A 14,092-nucleotide genomic window follows, 5' to 3' on the forward strand; every position below is an offset into this window, starting at 1 on the left:
TTGAACTTCCAGGTAGCTAGCAACACTTTGTGCACCTTCATCCCATAGGTTGCGGCATCATCCCTTTACACGGGACAAGAAACGCATGCCGCACGATCTGGCCGGCAGCGCTGCGCCCATGCAGCGCCAGAAACTTGAAGACGCGCTTCGCCCTGCGTGGGGAGATTTGCGGGTGTTCCTGCTTTGCGCCCGGAACCGCAGCTTCGGCCGTGCCGCCGACGTACTCGGCGTGCCGGCAACCGCAATGATGCGCAAGATCGACAAGCTCGAGGACGATCTCGGCTGCAAACTGTTTTCACGCGACGAGGCGCAACTGACGCTGACCGGCGAAGGACGGGCGCTGCTGTTCGATGTCGAGCAGATGGAGCGTCTCAGCCTCAACGTCGCCAGGCGCGCGCGGGCGCCGGCGGAGGTGAGCGGCACCGTGCGGATCGCGGTGACGGAGGGACCCGGGAACTTCTGGGTGCTGCCGCGGCTGATCACGTTCGAGCGAACCTACCGCAACATCATGGTCGAGCTGCGTTGCGTGGCCGGCTGCGCCGAAGTTCCGCGGCAGGAGGCGGACATCTCGCTCCAGGTCGAACGACCGAGCGACCCCGACCTGATCGCAACAAAGATCGGCCGGCTGCACATCCACGCCTTCGCCTCGAAAGCCTATCGCGATGCCTATGGCCTGCCGACATCGCTCGACGAGCTGAAGCATCACCGCATCGTCAAGCAGGATGGCGTTCCGCACGGCGACGGCACCTACAAGCGTATCCTCGGCGTGGACTCGCTGGAGGGCATCGTCGGCATCTCCACCAATTCCAGCGTGGCCGTGCTCTACGCGGTCGAACAGGGCGCCGGAATTGGCTTCCTGCCGAGTTCGGTGATTGCGCTCGGCGCGCCGCTGGTCGCCGTCGACCTCGGCGTCAATCATCAACTGGATCTATGGCTCTGCTATCACCGCCAGTACCGGGACTCGGACCGCCACCGGCTGATGCTCGAATGGTTGAAGAGCATCTTCGATCCCAAGGTCTATGCCTGCTTCCGCGACGAATTCATCCATCCCGACGAATTGACGCCGTTGATGGTGGGATCGCGCGAGCACTTTGGATTGCAGAATTACGTGGCGCCCAAGCCTTTCCCGACCGAGCCAACGACCACTTGAACTCGGCGCGTACGCGCTGGCAGCCGCACCATGGCTTTCGCCGATGCCGGGTTTGCTGCCGAAATTCGTTATCGCCGCCCCGCCATGAGATCGGCGTTAACCATGCCGGCCGGGCGCCATAAGCAGGGCATGCATTTAATTCCCAAAAAAGGCGCGAGCCAGAAAAATGCGAAAAATAGCGATCAATATCGGCTGATTTGGCCCTGCTAGGCCGCGAGCGTCAGTCGCGCGGCCTCGCACCCTTCGCTCGACGCCGCAGCATTGTTGTCCATCGGCCACAGGAGTTGCCGCGGCGCACCGATTTTCCGTGGCACTCCAGACACTTGCTAACTTGCGATTTTCGTGTTGCAATCTACGGCACAATCGGATTGGGCCGTTCGACTGTGCGTTTCGTGACCTTAAAGTCTAAGAATCGGAATTTGATCAGACTGCCGGAAGCCGGTTTGTGGCGTGGCACGCGCAAAGCGTGGCCGCGTCTTTTTTACGTCTAGACGAGGAGACAGGCGATGCCGAAGGGTACCGTCAAGTGGTTCAACCCAACCAAGGGTTATGGGTTCATCAAGCCGGCCGTCGGCGACAGGGACGTTTTCGTCCACATCTCGGCGGTGGAGCGTGCGGGACTCTCCACGCTCAATGAAAATCAAACGATCGAGTACGACCTCGTGGAGAACCGCGGCAAAGCATCCGCGGAAAACCTCAAGGTCTCCTAGACTTCAGTCGCGATCCGCTGGAGCATGATCGGGAAAAGTGGAAACCAGTTTTCCCCCGCGACAAACGCAAAACGTTTGCGCGGAGATCATGCTCAACAAAGAGATGAGATCATGATTGCTACCCCCGGCATCACCCCGGGGGGATTTCTTTGACGGCGCGGACGTTGCACTAACTTACTGCGGGCGAAATCAGCGTGCCGTCTGACGCTGCGTTGCCTGCTGTCTTGCAGACATCGCCCTCCAGCCTGAGCCGGCCTGCCGCAAGCAGCCGCAGCGCTTCCGGATAGATTTGATGCTCGATCTGGATGACGCGGGCCGCCAGCGTCTCCGGCGTATCGTCATCGGCCACGGCCACCGCGCCCTGCACCACGATCGGCCCGGCATCGGTCTCCGGGATCACGAAATGCACGGTGGCGCCTGATATCTTGACTCCGGCCCTGAGCGCCTGGCCATGCGGATCGAGGCCGGGAAAGCACGGCAACAGCGACGGATGGATGTTGAGCATCCTGCCGTGCCAGCGCTGCACGAATTCCGCCGTGAACAGCCGCATGAAGCCGCCGAGGCAGATCAACTCCACGTTCTTCTCATCGAGCGCGCGCTGCAGCATCACCTCGAAGCCGGCGCGGTCCTTGCCGAACGGCTTGCTCTCGATGACGATGGTCGGAATGCCGCTTGCGGTCGCCTTGGCGAGGCCCGCGGCGTCGGCGCGGTTGGAGATCACGACGACGATCTCGGCCGGAAAGTCTGCCGCCTTCGCGGCCTCGATCAGCGCGACCATGTTCGATCCGCGCCCGGAAATCAGGATGGCGACGCGGCGCTTCATTGCGAAAGATCGAGATGGCCGTTGTAGACCACGCGATGCTCGCCGGTCGCGTGGATCACTTCGCCGAGCAATGTCACGGTCTCGCCGCTTTCGGTGAAGACCTCCATGACCCGCTCGACGGCGTCCGCCTTCACGATCGCGATCATGCCGATGCCGCAATTGAAGGTGCGCAGCAGTTCGAGCTCGGCGATGCCGCCCTGCTCCGCCAGCCATTTGAACACCGGCAGCACCGGCAGCCGGGCGAGATCGATGCCGACACCCAGATGCTTCGGCAGCACCCGCGGAATGTTGTCGGTGAAGCCGCCGCCGGTGATGTGGGCCAGCCCCTTGATCGCCCCGGTCTCGCGGATCGCGCGCAGGCAGGATTTGACATAGAGCTTAGTGGGCGCCAGCAGCGCGCCGCCGAGCGTCATCACCGGCGAGAACGGTGCCGGCGCATCGAAGCTGACGCGCGACTGCTCGACGATCTTGCGCACCAGGGAAAATCCGTTGGAGTGGATGCCGGAGGAAGCAAGCCCGATCACGGCATCACCGATGGCGATATCCGGCCGCGGCAACAGCGTGCCGCGCTCGGCTGCCCCGACCGCAAATCCGGCGAGATCGTAATCGCCGTCCTTGTAAAGACCCGGCATCTCGGCGGTCTCGCCGCCGATCAGCGCGCAGCCGGATTCGCGGCAGCCCTCGGCGACCCCTGCGACGATCGCAGCCGCCGCCTCCGGATCGAGCTTGCCGCAGGCGAAATAGTCCAGGAAGAACAGCGGTTCCGCACCCTGCACGACGAGGTCGTTGACCGACATCGCCACCAGGTCGATGCCGATCCCGTCATGCAGCCCGGTCTCGATCGCGATCTTGACCTTAGTGCCGACGCCGTCGGTGGCGGCCACCAGCACCGGGTCATTGAAGCCGGCCGCCTTCAGGTCGAACAGGCCGCCGAAGCCGCCGATCTCGGCGTCCGCGCCGGCGCGCGCGGTGGCGCGGACCATCGGCTTGATCAGATCGACCAGCCGGTTGCCGGCATCGATATCGACGCCGGAATCCGCGTAAGTGAGGCCGTTCTTGCGCTCGGTCATGGAAAATTCCAGTTGAAGACGGCTGGTTACGAGGAATTCCGCCCCCGCGCAATGGCTCGCAAGGCGGCTGGCGGTATACTATGTAGATAACGACCGGGTCGGCCCCCAAAAGGGCCGAATCTTCCGAGAATTCAAGCCGGTAGCCGGGAAGCGACCGAGTTGAGCATACCCAATATCATCACCCTGGGCCGCATCATCCTGGTGCCGGTCATCGTCTGGGCGATCGTCTCCAGCCAGATGGAAATCGCCTTTGCCATCTTCGTGATTGCCGGCGTCAGCGACGCCGTCGACGGCTTCCTCGCCAAGCGCTTCAACATGACGAGCGAGCTCGGCGCCCTGCTCGATCCGCTGGCCGACAAGGCGCTGCTGGTGTCGATCTATGTGGCGCTCGGGATCTGGGGCGCGGTACCGCGGTGGCTCGTCATCCTCGTGGTGTCGCGCGACATCATGATCGTGGCGGCGGTGATCGTGTCCTGGCTGTTCGACAAGCCGGTCGAGATAAAACCGCTGATGGTCTCGAAACTTAACACGGGGGCTCAGGTCGCGTTCGCGGCCCTGGTGCTGGCCTCGCTCGGTTTCGGTTTCGAGCCAAGGCCTTATGACCTGATCCTGATGGGATTTGTCACCATCTTTACTTTGGTTTCGGTCTCCCTCTATCTCGTCGAGTGGGTGCGGCACATGAGCACGATCGAAGCGCGCTAGAGCATGATCCGGAAAAGTGGAAACCGGTTTTCCGAAAAGATCATGCTCAAACAAACAGATGAGATCATGATCCGATTCCATCTAATCGGATCATGATCTAAGGGCGTTTGCGTCCCGGAGAGTTTTGCGTGGCAGGTAGCGTTCATCCCCGTCAGCTTGCGTTGGCGCTGCCGCATGCGGAGAGCCTGACCCGCGACGACTTCCTGGAGGGAACGGCGAATGAGGCCGGCCTCGCTCTGATCGAGAGCTGGCCGGACTGGCCGAACCGCATCATGCTGCTGGTCGGCCCCGAAGGATCGGGCAAAAGCCACCTCGCGGCGATCTGGGCCGAGCGCGCCGGCGCGCGCTCGACATCGGCGCACGCGCTATCGGCGGAGAGCGTGCCGGCGGATCTCGCAACCGGCGCACTCGTTGTCGAAGACTTGAACCCGCACGGCTTTGACGAGCGCGCGATGTTTCATCTGCTCAATCTGGCCCGCCAGGATGAAGCCTTCGTGCTGATGACCGCTCGCATTCCGCCGTCCGCGTTCGAGATCGAATTGCGCGACCTCCGGTCACGGCTGCGTGCGGTGCCGACCGTGTCATTGTTGCCGCCCGACGATCTGCTGTTTCGCGGGCTGATCGTAAAATACTGCACTGACCGCCAGATGGCCGTGGACGAATCATTGGTGAGTTATCTCGCCAGCCGGATCGAGCGCTCCTATGCCGCCGCCCGTCGGGCGGTGGAGCTGCTGGACACCGAGGCGCTGCGGCTCGGCCGGCCGGTGACACGGGCGCTGGCCGCGGAACTGTGGCGCAACGCCTGACCCGGTGACTTGACGGCGCCAGTTCGGAGAACGTCAATGTCATCGAAACGTCATCCGCTTATCACAAGGTTTGCGTTGCCTTTGCTTAAGTGGCTCTGAGCTGAACTCGAATGGATCGAGAACTTCATGGAATCGGCACAACCTATTGAAGTACAAGACAAAGAGCAGGTTGGCGAAGGTCTGCCGGCGATCGCGACAAGCCCCGAACGTTTCATCAACCGCGAGCTGTCCTGGTTGCATTTCAATCGCCGCGTGCTGGAAGAGGCCGTCAATCGCGGCCATCCCGCGCTCGAGCGGGTGAGATTCCTGTCGATATCGGCCAACAACCTCGACGAGTTCTTCATGGTCCGCGTCGCCGGTATCAAGGCGCAGGTCCGTGAGGGCATCCCGGAGCGCAGCCCTGACGGGCTGACCCCATCCGAGCAGCTTGTCCTGATCAACCAGAACGTTTCCAAACTCGCCTCCGACCAGCAGGCGATCTGGAGCGACCTGCGCACGATGCTCTCGGAAGTTGGAATCGACCTGGTCGATGGGCGGGACGTCACCAAGGTGGAGCGGGCCTGGATCGAGGATCATTTCCTCCACAGCATCTTCCCGCTGCTGACGCCACTCGCGATTGATCCGGCGCATCCCTTCCCGTTCATTCCCAACCTCGGCTTCACGGTAGCGCTGCAATTGTCCCGGATCTCCGATGGCAAGGCGATGAACGCGCTGATCCGCATGCCCGGCAAGATCGACCGCTTCATCCGCATCCCCAGTGAAGGCCGGCTGCGCCTGATCACGCTGGAGCAGGCCACCGGCCTCTTCATCGGACGCCTGTTCCCCGGCTACACGGTCAATGGCCAGGGCGCCTTCCGCGTCATCCGCGACTCCGAAATCGAAATCGAGGAAGAAGCCGAAGATCTCGTCCGCACGTTCGAGACCGCGCTGAAGCGACGCCGGCGCGGATCGGTGATCCGTCTGGAGATCGAGGCCAAGATGCCGGAAGAGCTGCGCCTGTTCGTGCAGCACGCGCTCAACGCCGCCGACGACGAGGTTTTCCTGGTCGACGGCGTGCTGGCCATGAACGAACTGTCGCAACTCACCCGGCTCGACCGGCCCGATCTCGAATTCACCCCTTACGTGCCGCGCCATCCGGAACGGGTGCGCGACCATGGCGGCGATATCTTTGCCGCGATCCGGCAGAAGGACCTGATCGTCCACCACCCCTACGAGTCCTTCGACGTCGTGGTGCAGTTCCTGCAGCAGGCCGCCCGCGACCCCGATGTCGTCGCCATCAAGCAGACGCTCTATCGCACCTCGCAGAATTCGCCGATCGTGCGCGCGCTGGCTGAAGCCGCTGAAGCCGGCAAGTCGGTCACGGCGCTGATCGAGCTGAAAGCGCGGTTCGACGAGGAAGCCAACATCCGCTGGGCGCGCGATCTCGAGCGCGCCGGCGTGCAGGTGGTCTATGGCTTCATCGAGCTCAAGACCCACGCCAAACTGTCGATGGTGGTGCGCCGTGAGGGCGGCAATCTCACCACCTATGTGCACACCGGCACCGGCAACTACCATCCGGTGACCGCGCGCATCTACACCGATCTCTCCTACTTCACCTCCGACCCCATCATCGGCCGCGACGCTGCGCGCGTGTTCAACTACGTCACCGGCTATGCCGAGCCGAGCGACATCGAAAAGATGGCGGTGTCGCCGCTCACGCTGCGCAAGCGCATCATCGAACACATCCAGGGCGAGATCAGTCACGCGCGTCATGGCCGGCCCGCCGCGATCTGGATGAAGATGAACTCGCTCGTCGACCCCGACATCATCGACGCGCTCTATGAAGCATCGCAAGCGGGCGTGCCGATCGAGCTCGTGGTGCGCGGCATCTGCTGCCTCAGGCCGGGCCTGCCAGGACTTTCCGAGAACATTCGCGTCAAATCGGTGATCGGCCGATTCCTGGAACACGGCCGAATCTATTGCTTCGGCATGGGCTATGGCCTGCCGAGCGCGAAAGCGGCTGTGTATATCTCCTCCGCCGACATGATGCCGCGGAACCTCGACCGCCGTGTCGAAGTGCTGTGTCCGCTGCAAAATCCCACGGTTCATCAGCAGGTTCTCGAACAGATCATGGTCGCGAATCTGAAGGACACCGAGCAGAGCTGGCAATTGTTGCCCGACGGATCGTCAACGCGTATGAAGGCCGCGAAAGGCGAAGAGCCTTTCAACCTTCATAATTACTTCATGACGAATCCGAGTCTGTCGGGCCGTGGAAAGTCTCTCAAGGAATCTTCGCCGCGCCGACTTACTCGCCGCTAGCCGCCACAAGGGGACTTTCCGGTGAAGCGACCGCGCAAGCGCGCTACGAGCGTCGCTGTCATCGACATTGGCTCGAACTCAGTGCGTCTCGTGGTCTACGAGTCGTTATCGCGTAGCCTCATCACGCTGTTCAACGAGAAGGCGCTGTGCGGTCTCGGCCGTGAAGTGCAGAGCACGGGGCTTCTCGCGGAGGATGCGGTCGCAAAGGCGCTGACGGCTTTGCGGCGGTTTCGCGCATTGTGCCGGATCCAGAGAGTCGGCCGCGTCTATGCGATCGCGACAGCGGCCTGTCGCGACGCCAGGAACGGTCCCGATTTCATCGCCGAGGCCGAACGCATCTGCGGAACCCGGATCGAGATTCTATCGGGTCCACGGGAAGCCAAGCTCTCCGCCCTGGGCGTTGTCTCCGGTGTGCACAAGCCGGATGGCATCGTCGGCGATCTCGGCGGCGGCTCGCTCGAACTGATCGACGTCAAGGGCAATCGCGTCCACAGCGGCGTGACGCTGCCGCTCGGCAGCCTCGCGCTGCAGGACCTCTCGCACAAATCGCTGAAGCGCGCCGAGCGCATCGTCCGCAACGAACTGTCTGAGGTTCCGCAGCTCAAGGCGGGCCGCGGCCGCAGCTTCTACGCGGTCGGCGGCACGTGGCGCGCGCTGGCGCGCATCCACATCATCCAGAGCGGCTATCCGCTCAAGGTGATGCATGGCTATTCAATTACCGCCGCAGACGCGCTCGATTTCGCGCAGCGCCTGCGCCGGCTCGCGGCAGCCAACATGCTCGCCAACATCGAGGCTGTGGCCGACGCGCGGCGGCCATTGCTCACCTACGCCGCGCTCGTTCTTGAATACGTGATCCGGGTGGCAAAGCCGAAGACGATCGTGTTCTCCACCTTCGGCGTGCGCGAGGGCCTGTTCTACGAGATGCTGCCGCCCTCCGAACGCGCCAAGGACGGACTGATGTGCGCGGCGCAGACGATGAACGGCCTGCTCTCGCGGTCGGCGCGTCATGCCGAGGAACTGATCGCCTGGACCGATCGGCTGGTGCGCGTCGTGAGGCTACGCGAAACCGACGAGGACCGCAGGCTGCGCCATGCCGCCTGCCTGTTGTCGGATATCGGCTGGCGGGTGCATCCCGATCATCGCGGCGAGGAGACGCTCAGCCTCATCACCAACGGCAATTTCGGCTCGATCACCCATCAGGGCCGCACCTTCGTCGCGCTCTCGGTGTTCTACCGTTACGCCGGCCTGAGCCTTGAGAACGAACCGCCGGAAATCGTGCAGGAGATGGTGCCGCATACGATGCTCGAACGCGCACGCCTGCTTGGCGCTGCGTTTCGCGTCGCCCACCTGATCTCGGCGGCACGGCCCGGCGTGCTGCCGGCAACGCATTTCCGCACCGATGGGCGTAATCTCATGCTGGTGTTCGAGCACCGGATGGTCGATCTCGTCGCCGACCGCGTCGGCAGCCGCTTCAAGCAGTTGGCGCGTCTGGTCGGACGCACCGGCTCGATCGTGCGGCGCTAGACGGCATATGCCTCAATCGGCAGCGCCGTAGCCCGGGTGAAGCGCCAGCGTAACCCGGGGTCGCTCGCAACGCGGGCGCAGGTGTCCCGGGTTACGCGTTCCGCTCCACCCGGGCTACGTGCCTTCTTCAGGCCGCCTTCGCGGCCCGCTCGGCGTGATGCATTGCGCGCCGGCGCCAGATTGATCCGACGACCAGCACCACGATGACGCCAAGCAGCGCCAGCGCGATCTCGCCGCCATGGCCGCCGCCGGCAAAATGCGGACCGATGCCGAGCGCCCCCAGCCAGGAATCGAGCTTGTCGCCCACCGGTCCGGCAAATAGCGCATCGAGCTTCGGATCGACCGCCGGATCGGTCGCGATCACATCCCCAGCGATCCAGCCAAGCAGGGCCGCGCCGGCCCAGACCAGCACCGGCAGCTTGTTGAGCAGCGCCATGATCAGCGCCGCGCCCGCGACGATCAGGGGCACGCTGATCGCAAGGCCCAGCACCAAAAGCGGCACGCTGCCATTGGCGGCGGCGGCGACCGCGATCACGTTGTCGAGGCTCATGACGATGTCGGCGACGACGACGATCTGCACCGCAGCCCACAGATGCGCGGCCGCATCCACGCTGTCCTCGTCATCGTGTTCGGGAACGAGCAGCTTTGCCGCAATCACGATCAGCGCCAACCCGCCGACGAGCTTGAGGTAAGGGAATTCCATCAAGGTCGCGACGATGCCGGTGAAGATGATGCGCAGGATCACCGCGGCCGCCGCGCCGAAGATCATACCCCACAGCCGCTGGCGCGGCGCGAGCCCGCGGCAGGCCAGCGCGATCACCAATGCGTTGTCGCCCGACAACAGCACGTTGATCCAGATGATCTTGCCGACGGCGACCCAGAAGGTCGTCGTCCCCATCTCGCTCTTGAACTGCGTGAAGAAAGCCGCGAGGTTCGCGGGATCAACGATCTGCCACAGCCAGTCCACAGCGCTTCCTTTCGGCCTTGCGACCACCCCTCGCGACGCTCAGCCGCCGCAACTTCGTTGTATTAGAGCGTTTTCAAGCGAAGCGAATACCGGTTCGCTTGAAGACCTCGTGTCAAAACAAGAATCCAGAGCTTCGGTTCTGATTCAATCAGAACCGAAAGTGCCCTACCCGACGATCTCGTTGCCCGAGAAGAACTGCGCGATCTCGATCACGGCCGTCTCCGGGGCATCGGACCCATGCACGGAATTCTCGCCGATCGATTTCGCATGGAGCTTGCGGATGGTGCCCTCGGCGGCCTTGGACGGGTCGGTGGCGCCCATCACGTCGCGATATTTGGAGATCGCCCCCTCGCCTTCCAGCACCTGGACCACAACCGGGCCCGAGGTCATGAACTCGACCAGCTCGCCGAAGAACGGGCGCGCCTTGTGGACGGCATAGAAAGTCTCGGCCTGCTCACGGGTCATGCGAATCCGCTTCTGGGCCACGATCCGGAGCCCCGCCTTCTCGATCAGCGCGTTGACCGCGCCGGTCAGGTTACGCTCCGTCGCGTCGGGCTTGATGATCGAGAAAGTGCGTTCAGTCGCCATGAGTTCGTCCTTGCAAACGCTGGTTAACGAGTTGCGGGGCTTATATCGGCGTGATCCAGCGACGGCAAGCGACGCGGTGTCGCCTTCGCCTTTAGTTTGGGCACGATTTGGCGACCAGGATCAGCGTCGGCCCCGCGGACGGCAGGGCGTTAACCGGCCGGGATTACGACAATTTCACGAACGTGAACCCATTCTGTAGCCAGCGTCGCGCTCCCGTTCAGATCGCGCGGCCTAAGCTGTTCACCGATCGGACGCCTTCGAAGCTCATCCAGAGAGCCAAAGCGAGGGCGTCACAGGAGACATTGTCACCGCCGGCGCTTCCGACCGCGCCGAAATTCAAGGAGACGACCATGCTACGCAAATTCTCGCTTGTCGCTCTTGCCGCGGCCTCGCTTGGCGCGGCCGCGCTGGCGCCGACCTCCGCCTCGGCGTGGGACGGCTGGCACGGTGGCTGGCATCGCGGCTGGGGTTGGGGTCCGCGCGTCGTTGTCGGCGGTCCCGCGTACTACGGCGGCGGTTATGGCGGCTGCTACGTGCGGCGCGTTGTACCGACCCCCTGGGGCCCCCGCTGGCGCCTGATCAACCGTTGCTATTGACCTGACCTGAACTCCCCCTGACTTGAGCGCCCCGGCCGCAACGCCGGGGCTTTTTTTGGGGCATGGAACCCCTGGTCTGCCACCTTTGAGCGAGAATACGGAGACGCATCCACCGGAAACAAATTCGGCCCTCGGGACTTGACCTTGCGAGATTTCGTTCAAGCAAGGCGAGATGGAACTCGCCGAGAGACCGACCATGAATAGCCGAAGCCATGCTGATTTTGAGCTGCTCGATCACAAGACCTGCCGGTCCATTTGTGACGCGGTCGGCGAACGGTTGCAGCAAAGCTTGCGCCCGGAGACGTCGCTGACCTCTCATTTGCAGCATCTCTTGGACGAGATGCGCCGGCGCGAGGAAGAGAACCTGCATTGAAGGAGGCCGCCGTCGAGGCTGGGCTCGAGCAACTCGTGAGTTGAAAAGCTGGAGCATAATTTACCGGACTGATGGGTTGCCTTTGGCGCCGGCTCCGGTGACAAGGCCGCATGCTCACCATCTCCGACATCTCCGTCCGGATCGCAGGGCGGCTTCTGATCGAGAACAGCTCGGTACAGATCATTCCCGGTGCCCGTGTCGGCTTTGTCGGCCGCAACGGCGTCGGCAAGTCGACGCTGTTTCATGCCATCCGCGGCGACATTCCGCTTGAGGCCGGCGGCATCACCATCCCGCCGCGCTGGCGGATCGGCAGCCTGGCACAGGAAGCGCCCAATGGTCCCGAAAGCCTGATCGAGATCGTGCTGAAGGCGGATCTCGAACGCGATGCGCTGTTGCGCGAGGCCGAGACCGCCCACGATCCGCACCGGATCGCGGAAATCCAGACCCGGCTTGTCGACATCGACGCCCATTCCGCCCCTGCCCGCGCGGCCGCGATCCTGAGCGGCCTCGGATTTTCGGCGGCCGACCAGGCGCGGCCATGCGCCGAATTTTCCGGCGGCTGGCGCATGCGGGTTGCGCTCGCCGCGACGCTGTTTGCGGCGCCGGATCTGTTGCTGCTGGACGAGCCGACCAACTATCTCGACCTCGAAGGTACGCTGTGGCTGGAGGATCATCTTGCGCACTATCCGCGTACCGTAATCGTCATCAGCCATGACCGCGACCTGCTCGACACCTCCGTGGATCAGATCCTGCACCTCGATCACCGCAGGCTGACGCTCTACAAGGGGACCTATTCCTCGTTCGAGGAACAGCGCGCCACGCGCGAGATGCTCGATGCAAAGCATGCCAAGCGGCAGGCCGAGGAGCGCAAGCGGCTGCAGGCCTTCGTCGACCGCTTCAAGGCCAAGGCTTCGAAGGCGCGCCAGGCGCAATCGCGCATGAAGATGCTGGAGCGGATGAAGCCGGTCACTGCGCTGGTGACGCAGGACGTGCACGAGATCTCGTTCCCGACGCCCGAGCGGACGCTGTCACCGCCGATCATCGCCGTCGATGACGTCGCCGTCGGTTATGATGCGAACAAGCCGGTGCTGAACCGCGTGACGCTGCGCGTCGATACCGACGACCGCATTGCGCTGTTAGGTGCCAACGGCAACGGCAAGTCGACCCTGGTGAAGCTGCTCGCGGGCCGGCTCGCGCCGTTCTCGGGCAAGATCACGCGCGCGGAAAAGCTTTCGGTCGGCTATTTCGCGCAGCATCAGGTCGACGAGCTCAATCTCGACGGCTCGCCCTACGACCATATCCGCAAGCTGATGCCGGATGCGCCGGAGAGCAAGGTTCGCGCCCGCGTCGGCGCGATTGGCTTTTCCGGCAAGGCGGGGGATACGCTGGTGAAGAGCCTGTCGGGCGGCGAGAAGGCACGGCTGCTGCTCGGCCTTGCGACCTTCGCCGCTCCCAACATGATCATCCTGGACGAGCCGACCAACCATCTCGACATCGACAGCCGCGCTGCGCTCGCCGAAGCGATCAATGATTTTCCCGGCGCCGTGCTGATGGTCTCGCACGACCGCTACCTGATCGAAGCCTGCGCCGAGCGGCTCTGGGTCGTCGCCAACAACACGGTCACGAGCTATGACGGCGATCTCGACGACTACCGCAGGACGGTGCTGTCAGCGAATGGCGTACGGCCCGCTTCGAGCGAACGCGGCAGAGAGAGCACCAGATCCGAGCGTCCGAAAAACGAGAAGCGTATCGCGCCGAAGCAGCGTATCGCCCAGGCCGAGGCCGAGATCGAACGCATCACTGGCATCATCGCAAAAATCGACGCGGCGCTCGCGCTGCCGGATCTGTTCACGCGCGATCCGAAGCAGGCCGCACAACTCGCCAAGGCGCGAGCCGGCGCAGAAAGCGCACTGCAGCGCGCCGAGGAAGAATGGCTGGAAGCGAGCTCGCTCTCGGATGAGGCTGCGAGCTAGTCTAGCCCATGCGCCCTCATCCCGAGGAGCCGCGAAGCGGCATCTCGAGGGATGGGCCACAGGCTCCTCGCTCTCCGTCGTTCCGGGGCGCGACGAAGTCGCGAGCCCGGAATCCATTTCAACGCATGCTCCGCGGTTGGATGGATTCCGGGCTCGATGCTTTCGCGTCGCCCCGGAATGACCGTGGAGAGAAATTCGTCGTCCGTGAAGAATCGCCCAAGCCATTGATGTGGAGTCGATTTTTCGGTCGTGAGGGGGTTTGAGATTGCAAGCTTTCGGGGTTTGACGCCGCAAAAGCTTGCAAATCTGCATTTGAGGATACCGCCGAATCGCGCGTCGTGATTCCCTCGGTCTGACCGGAGGGGACGATGAAGCCAAAGGAACGACGCGACAGCGGACAGGCCGATCTTCTGCGCTCCCGGCTGGACGCGATCCTCGACATGGATCATGCACTGGTGAAGCTTTCGCGGACGATCGACTGGTCGGTCCTGGAACAGCGGTTCGGTGCGGTG

The 14,092-nt window shown here is 63.3% G+C and carries 14 protein-coding genes and 1 pseudogene; 11 read left to right on the forward strand and 4 right to left on the reverse strand.

Annotation, left to right across the window (positions count from 1 at the left end):
* Window positions 1–85 precede the first annotated feature (85 nt).
* The 3 genes from K288_RS0126935 to K288_RS0126945 all read left to right on the forward strand — a co-directional run bounded on the left by K288_RS0126935 (window position 86) and on the right by K288_RS0126945 (window position 1,860).
* Entirely contained in the window at window positions 86–1,150 is a 1,065-nt protein-coding gene (locus K288_RS0126935) for a LysR family transcriptional regulator (protein WP_027582368.1), read from the forward strand.
* A gap of 30 nt (window positions 1,151–1,180) precedes the next feature.
* Window positions 1,181–1,360 carry a hypothetical protein gene (locus K288_RS52640; RefSeq protein ID WP_152535684.1) on the forward strand — a complete coding sequence of 60 codons (180 nt, stop codon included), beginning with the start codon at window positions 1,181–1,183 and terminating at the stop codon, window positions 1,358–1,360.
* A gap of 296 nt (window positions 1,361–1,656) precedes the next feature.
* Window positions 1,657–1,860, forward strand: a complete 204-nt coding sequence (locus K288_RS0126945) for a cold-shock protein (protein WP_027582369.1) — start codon at window positions 1,657–1,659, stop codon at window positions 1,858–1,860.
* Between the two features lie 169 nt (window positions 1,861–2,029).
* On the opposite strand, the gene purN is transcribed toward K288_RS0126945, so the two are convergent.
* Together purN and purM are read right to left on the reverse strand one after the other, a co-directional pair.
* On the reverse strand, window positions 2,030–2,683 hold the full coding sequence (purN, locus tag K288_RS0126950; protein ID WP_027582370.1) for a phosphoribosylglycinamide formyltransferase: 654 nt from the start codon (window positions 2,681–2,683) through the stop codon (window positions 2,030–2,032).
* Window positions 2,680–3,753 carry a phosphoribosylformylglycinamidine cyclo-ligase gene (gene purM / locus K288_RS0126955; protein WP_027582371.1) on the reverse strand — a complete coding sequence of 358 codons (1,074 nt, stop codon included), beginning with the start codon at window positions 3,751–3,753 and terminating at the stop codon, window positions 2,680–2,682. Before purM ends, purN begins: the two co-directional genes overlap by 4 nt.
* Before the next feature lie 159 nt (window positions 3,754–3,912).
* Here purM and K288_RS0126960 point away from each other — a divergent pair, with 159 nt between their 5' ends.
* From K288_RS0126960 to ppx, 4 genes are all read left to right on the forward strand, one after another.
* Window positions 3,913–4,455, forward strand: coding sequence for a CDP-alcohol phosphatidyltransferase family protein (locus tag K288_RS0126960; protein WP_027582372.1), 543 nt, complete (start codon window positions 3,913–3,915; stop codon window positions 4,453–4,455).
* Window positions 4,456–4,583: 128 nt separating this feature from the next.
* Window positions 4,584–5,261 (forward strand): chromosomal replication initiator protein DnaA, encoded by a 678-nt coding sequence (locus K288_RS0126965; RefSeq protein WP_027582373.1) that lies wholly within the window; start codon window positions 4,584–4,586, stop codon window positions 5,259–5,261.
* Window positions 5,262–5,387: 126 nt separating this feature from the next.
* The gene (locus K288_RS0126970; RefSeq protein ID WP_027582374.1) at window positions 5,388–7,559 is read left to right on the forward strand and encodes an RNA degradosome polyphosphate kinase; all 2,172 of its coding nucleotides are present in this window, start codon (window positions 5,388–5,390) and stop codon (window positions 7,557–7,559) included.
* Between the two features lie 21 nt (window positions 7,560–7,580).
* Window positions 7,581–9,083 carry an exopolyphosphatase gene (ppx, locus tag K288_RS0126975; protein ID WP_027582375.1) on the forward strand — a complete coding sequence of 501 codons (1,503 nt, stop codon included), beginning with the start codon at window positions 7,581–7,583 and terminating at the stop codon, window positions 9,081–9,083.
* A gap of 127 nt (window positions 9,084–9,210) precedes the next feature.
* Here ppx and K288_RS0126980 read toward each other — a convergent pair whose 3' ends face one another.
* Both K288_RS0126980 and ndk read right to left on the reverse strand, forming a co-directional pair.
* Window positions 9,211–10,050, reverse strand: coding sequence for a TerC family protein (locus tag K288_RS0126980; protein ID WP_027582376.1), 840 nt, complete (start codon window positions 10,048–10,050; stop codon window positions 9,211–9,213).
* A 165-nt stretch (window positions 10,051–10,215) separates the two neighbouring features.
* Window positions 10,216–10,638, reverse strand: a complete 423-nt coding sequence (gene ndk, locus K288_RS0126985; protein WP_027582377.1) for a nucleoside-diphosphate kinase — start codon at window positions 10,636–10,638, stop codon at window positions 10,216–10,218.
* A 350-nt stretch (window positions 10,639–10,988) separates the two neighbouring features.
* On the opposite strand from ndk, the gene K288_RS0126990 reads away from it, so the two are divergent.
* The 4 genes and pseudogenes from K288_RS0126990 to K288_RS54895 form a co-directional block, all read left to right on the forward strand.
* Complete coding sequence (locus tag K288_RS0126990) at window positions 10,989–11,234, forward strand: hypothetical protein (RefSeq protein ID WP_027582378.1); 246 nt, start codon at window positions 10,989–10,991, stop codon at window positions 11,232–11,234.
* Window positions 11,235–11,406: 172 nt separating this feature from the next.
* The gene (locus tag K288_RS46650; protein ID WP_043160781.1) at window positions 11,407–11,607 is read left to right on the forward strand and encodes a hypothetical protein; all 201 of its coding nucleotides are present in this window, start codon (window positions 11,407–11,409) and stop codon (window positions 11,605–11,607) included.
* Window positions 11,608–11,717: 110 nt separating this feature from the next.
* Window positions 11,718–13,580, forward strand: a complete 1,863-nt coding sequence (locus K288_RS0127000; RefSeq protein ID WP_027582379.1) for an ABC-F family ATP-binding cassette domain-containing protein — start codon at window positions 11,718–11,720, stop codon at window positions 13,578–13,580.
* Between the two features lie 368 nt (window positions 13,581–13,948).
* A pseudogene (locus K288_RS54895) lies at window positions 13,949–14,092 on the forward strand (IS5/IS1182 family transposase); the annotation flags it as partial.

Source organism: Bradyrhizobium sp. Ai1a-2, assembly GCF_000426245.1.
Classification (GTDB): domain Bacteria; phylum Pseudomonadota; class Alphaproteobacteria; order Rhizobiales; family Xanthobacteraceae; genus Bradyrhizobium.

Coding starts and splice junctions, on each gene's coding strand:
- ndk (WP_027582377.1), bottom strand. CDS start 10,638: ATGGCGACTGAACGCACTTTCTCGATCATCAAGCCCGACGCGACGGAG.
- K288_RS52640 (WP_152535684.1), top strand. CDS start 1,181: ATGGCTTTCGCCGATGCCGGGTTTGCTGCCGAAATTCGTTATCGCCGC.
- K288_RS0126970 (WP_027582374.1), top strand. CDS start 5,388: ATGGAATCGGCACAACCTATTGAAGTACAAGACAAAGAGCAGGTTGGC.
- K288_RS0126945 (WP_027582369.1), top strand. CDS start 1,657: ATGCCGAAGGGTACCGTCAAGTGGTTCAACCCAACCAAGGGTTATGGG.
- purN (WP_027582370.1), bottom strand. CDS start 2,683: ATGAAGCGCCGCGTCGCCATCCTGATTTCCGGGCGCGGATCGAACATG.
- K288_RS46650 (WP_043160781.1), top strand. CDS start 11,407: ATGGAACTCGCCGAGAGACCGACCATGAATAGCCGAAGCCATGCTGAT.
- K288_RS0126935 (WP_027582368.1), top strand. CDS start 86: ATGCCGCACGATCTGGCCGGCAGCGCTGCGCCCATGCAGCGCCAGAAA.
- K288_RS0127000 (WP_027582379.1), top strand. CDS start 11,718: ATGCTCACCATCTCCGACATCTCCGTCCGGATCGCAGGGCGGCTTCTG.
- purM (WP_027582371.1), bottom strand. CDS start 3,753: ATGACCGAGCGCAAGAACGGCCTCACTTACGCGGATTCCGGCGTCGAT.
- K288_RS0126990 (WP_027582378.1), top strand. CDS start 10,989: ATGCTACGCAAATTCTCGCTTGTCGCTCTTGCCGCGGCCTCGCTTGGC.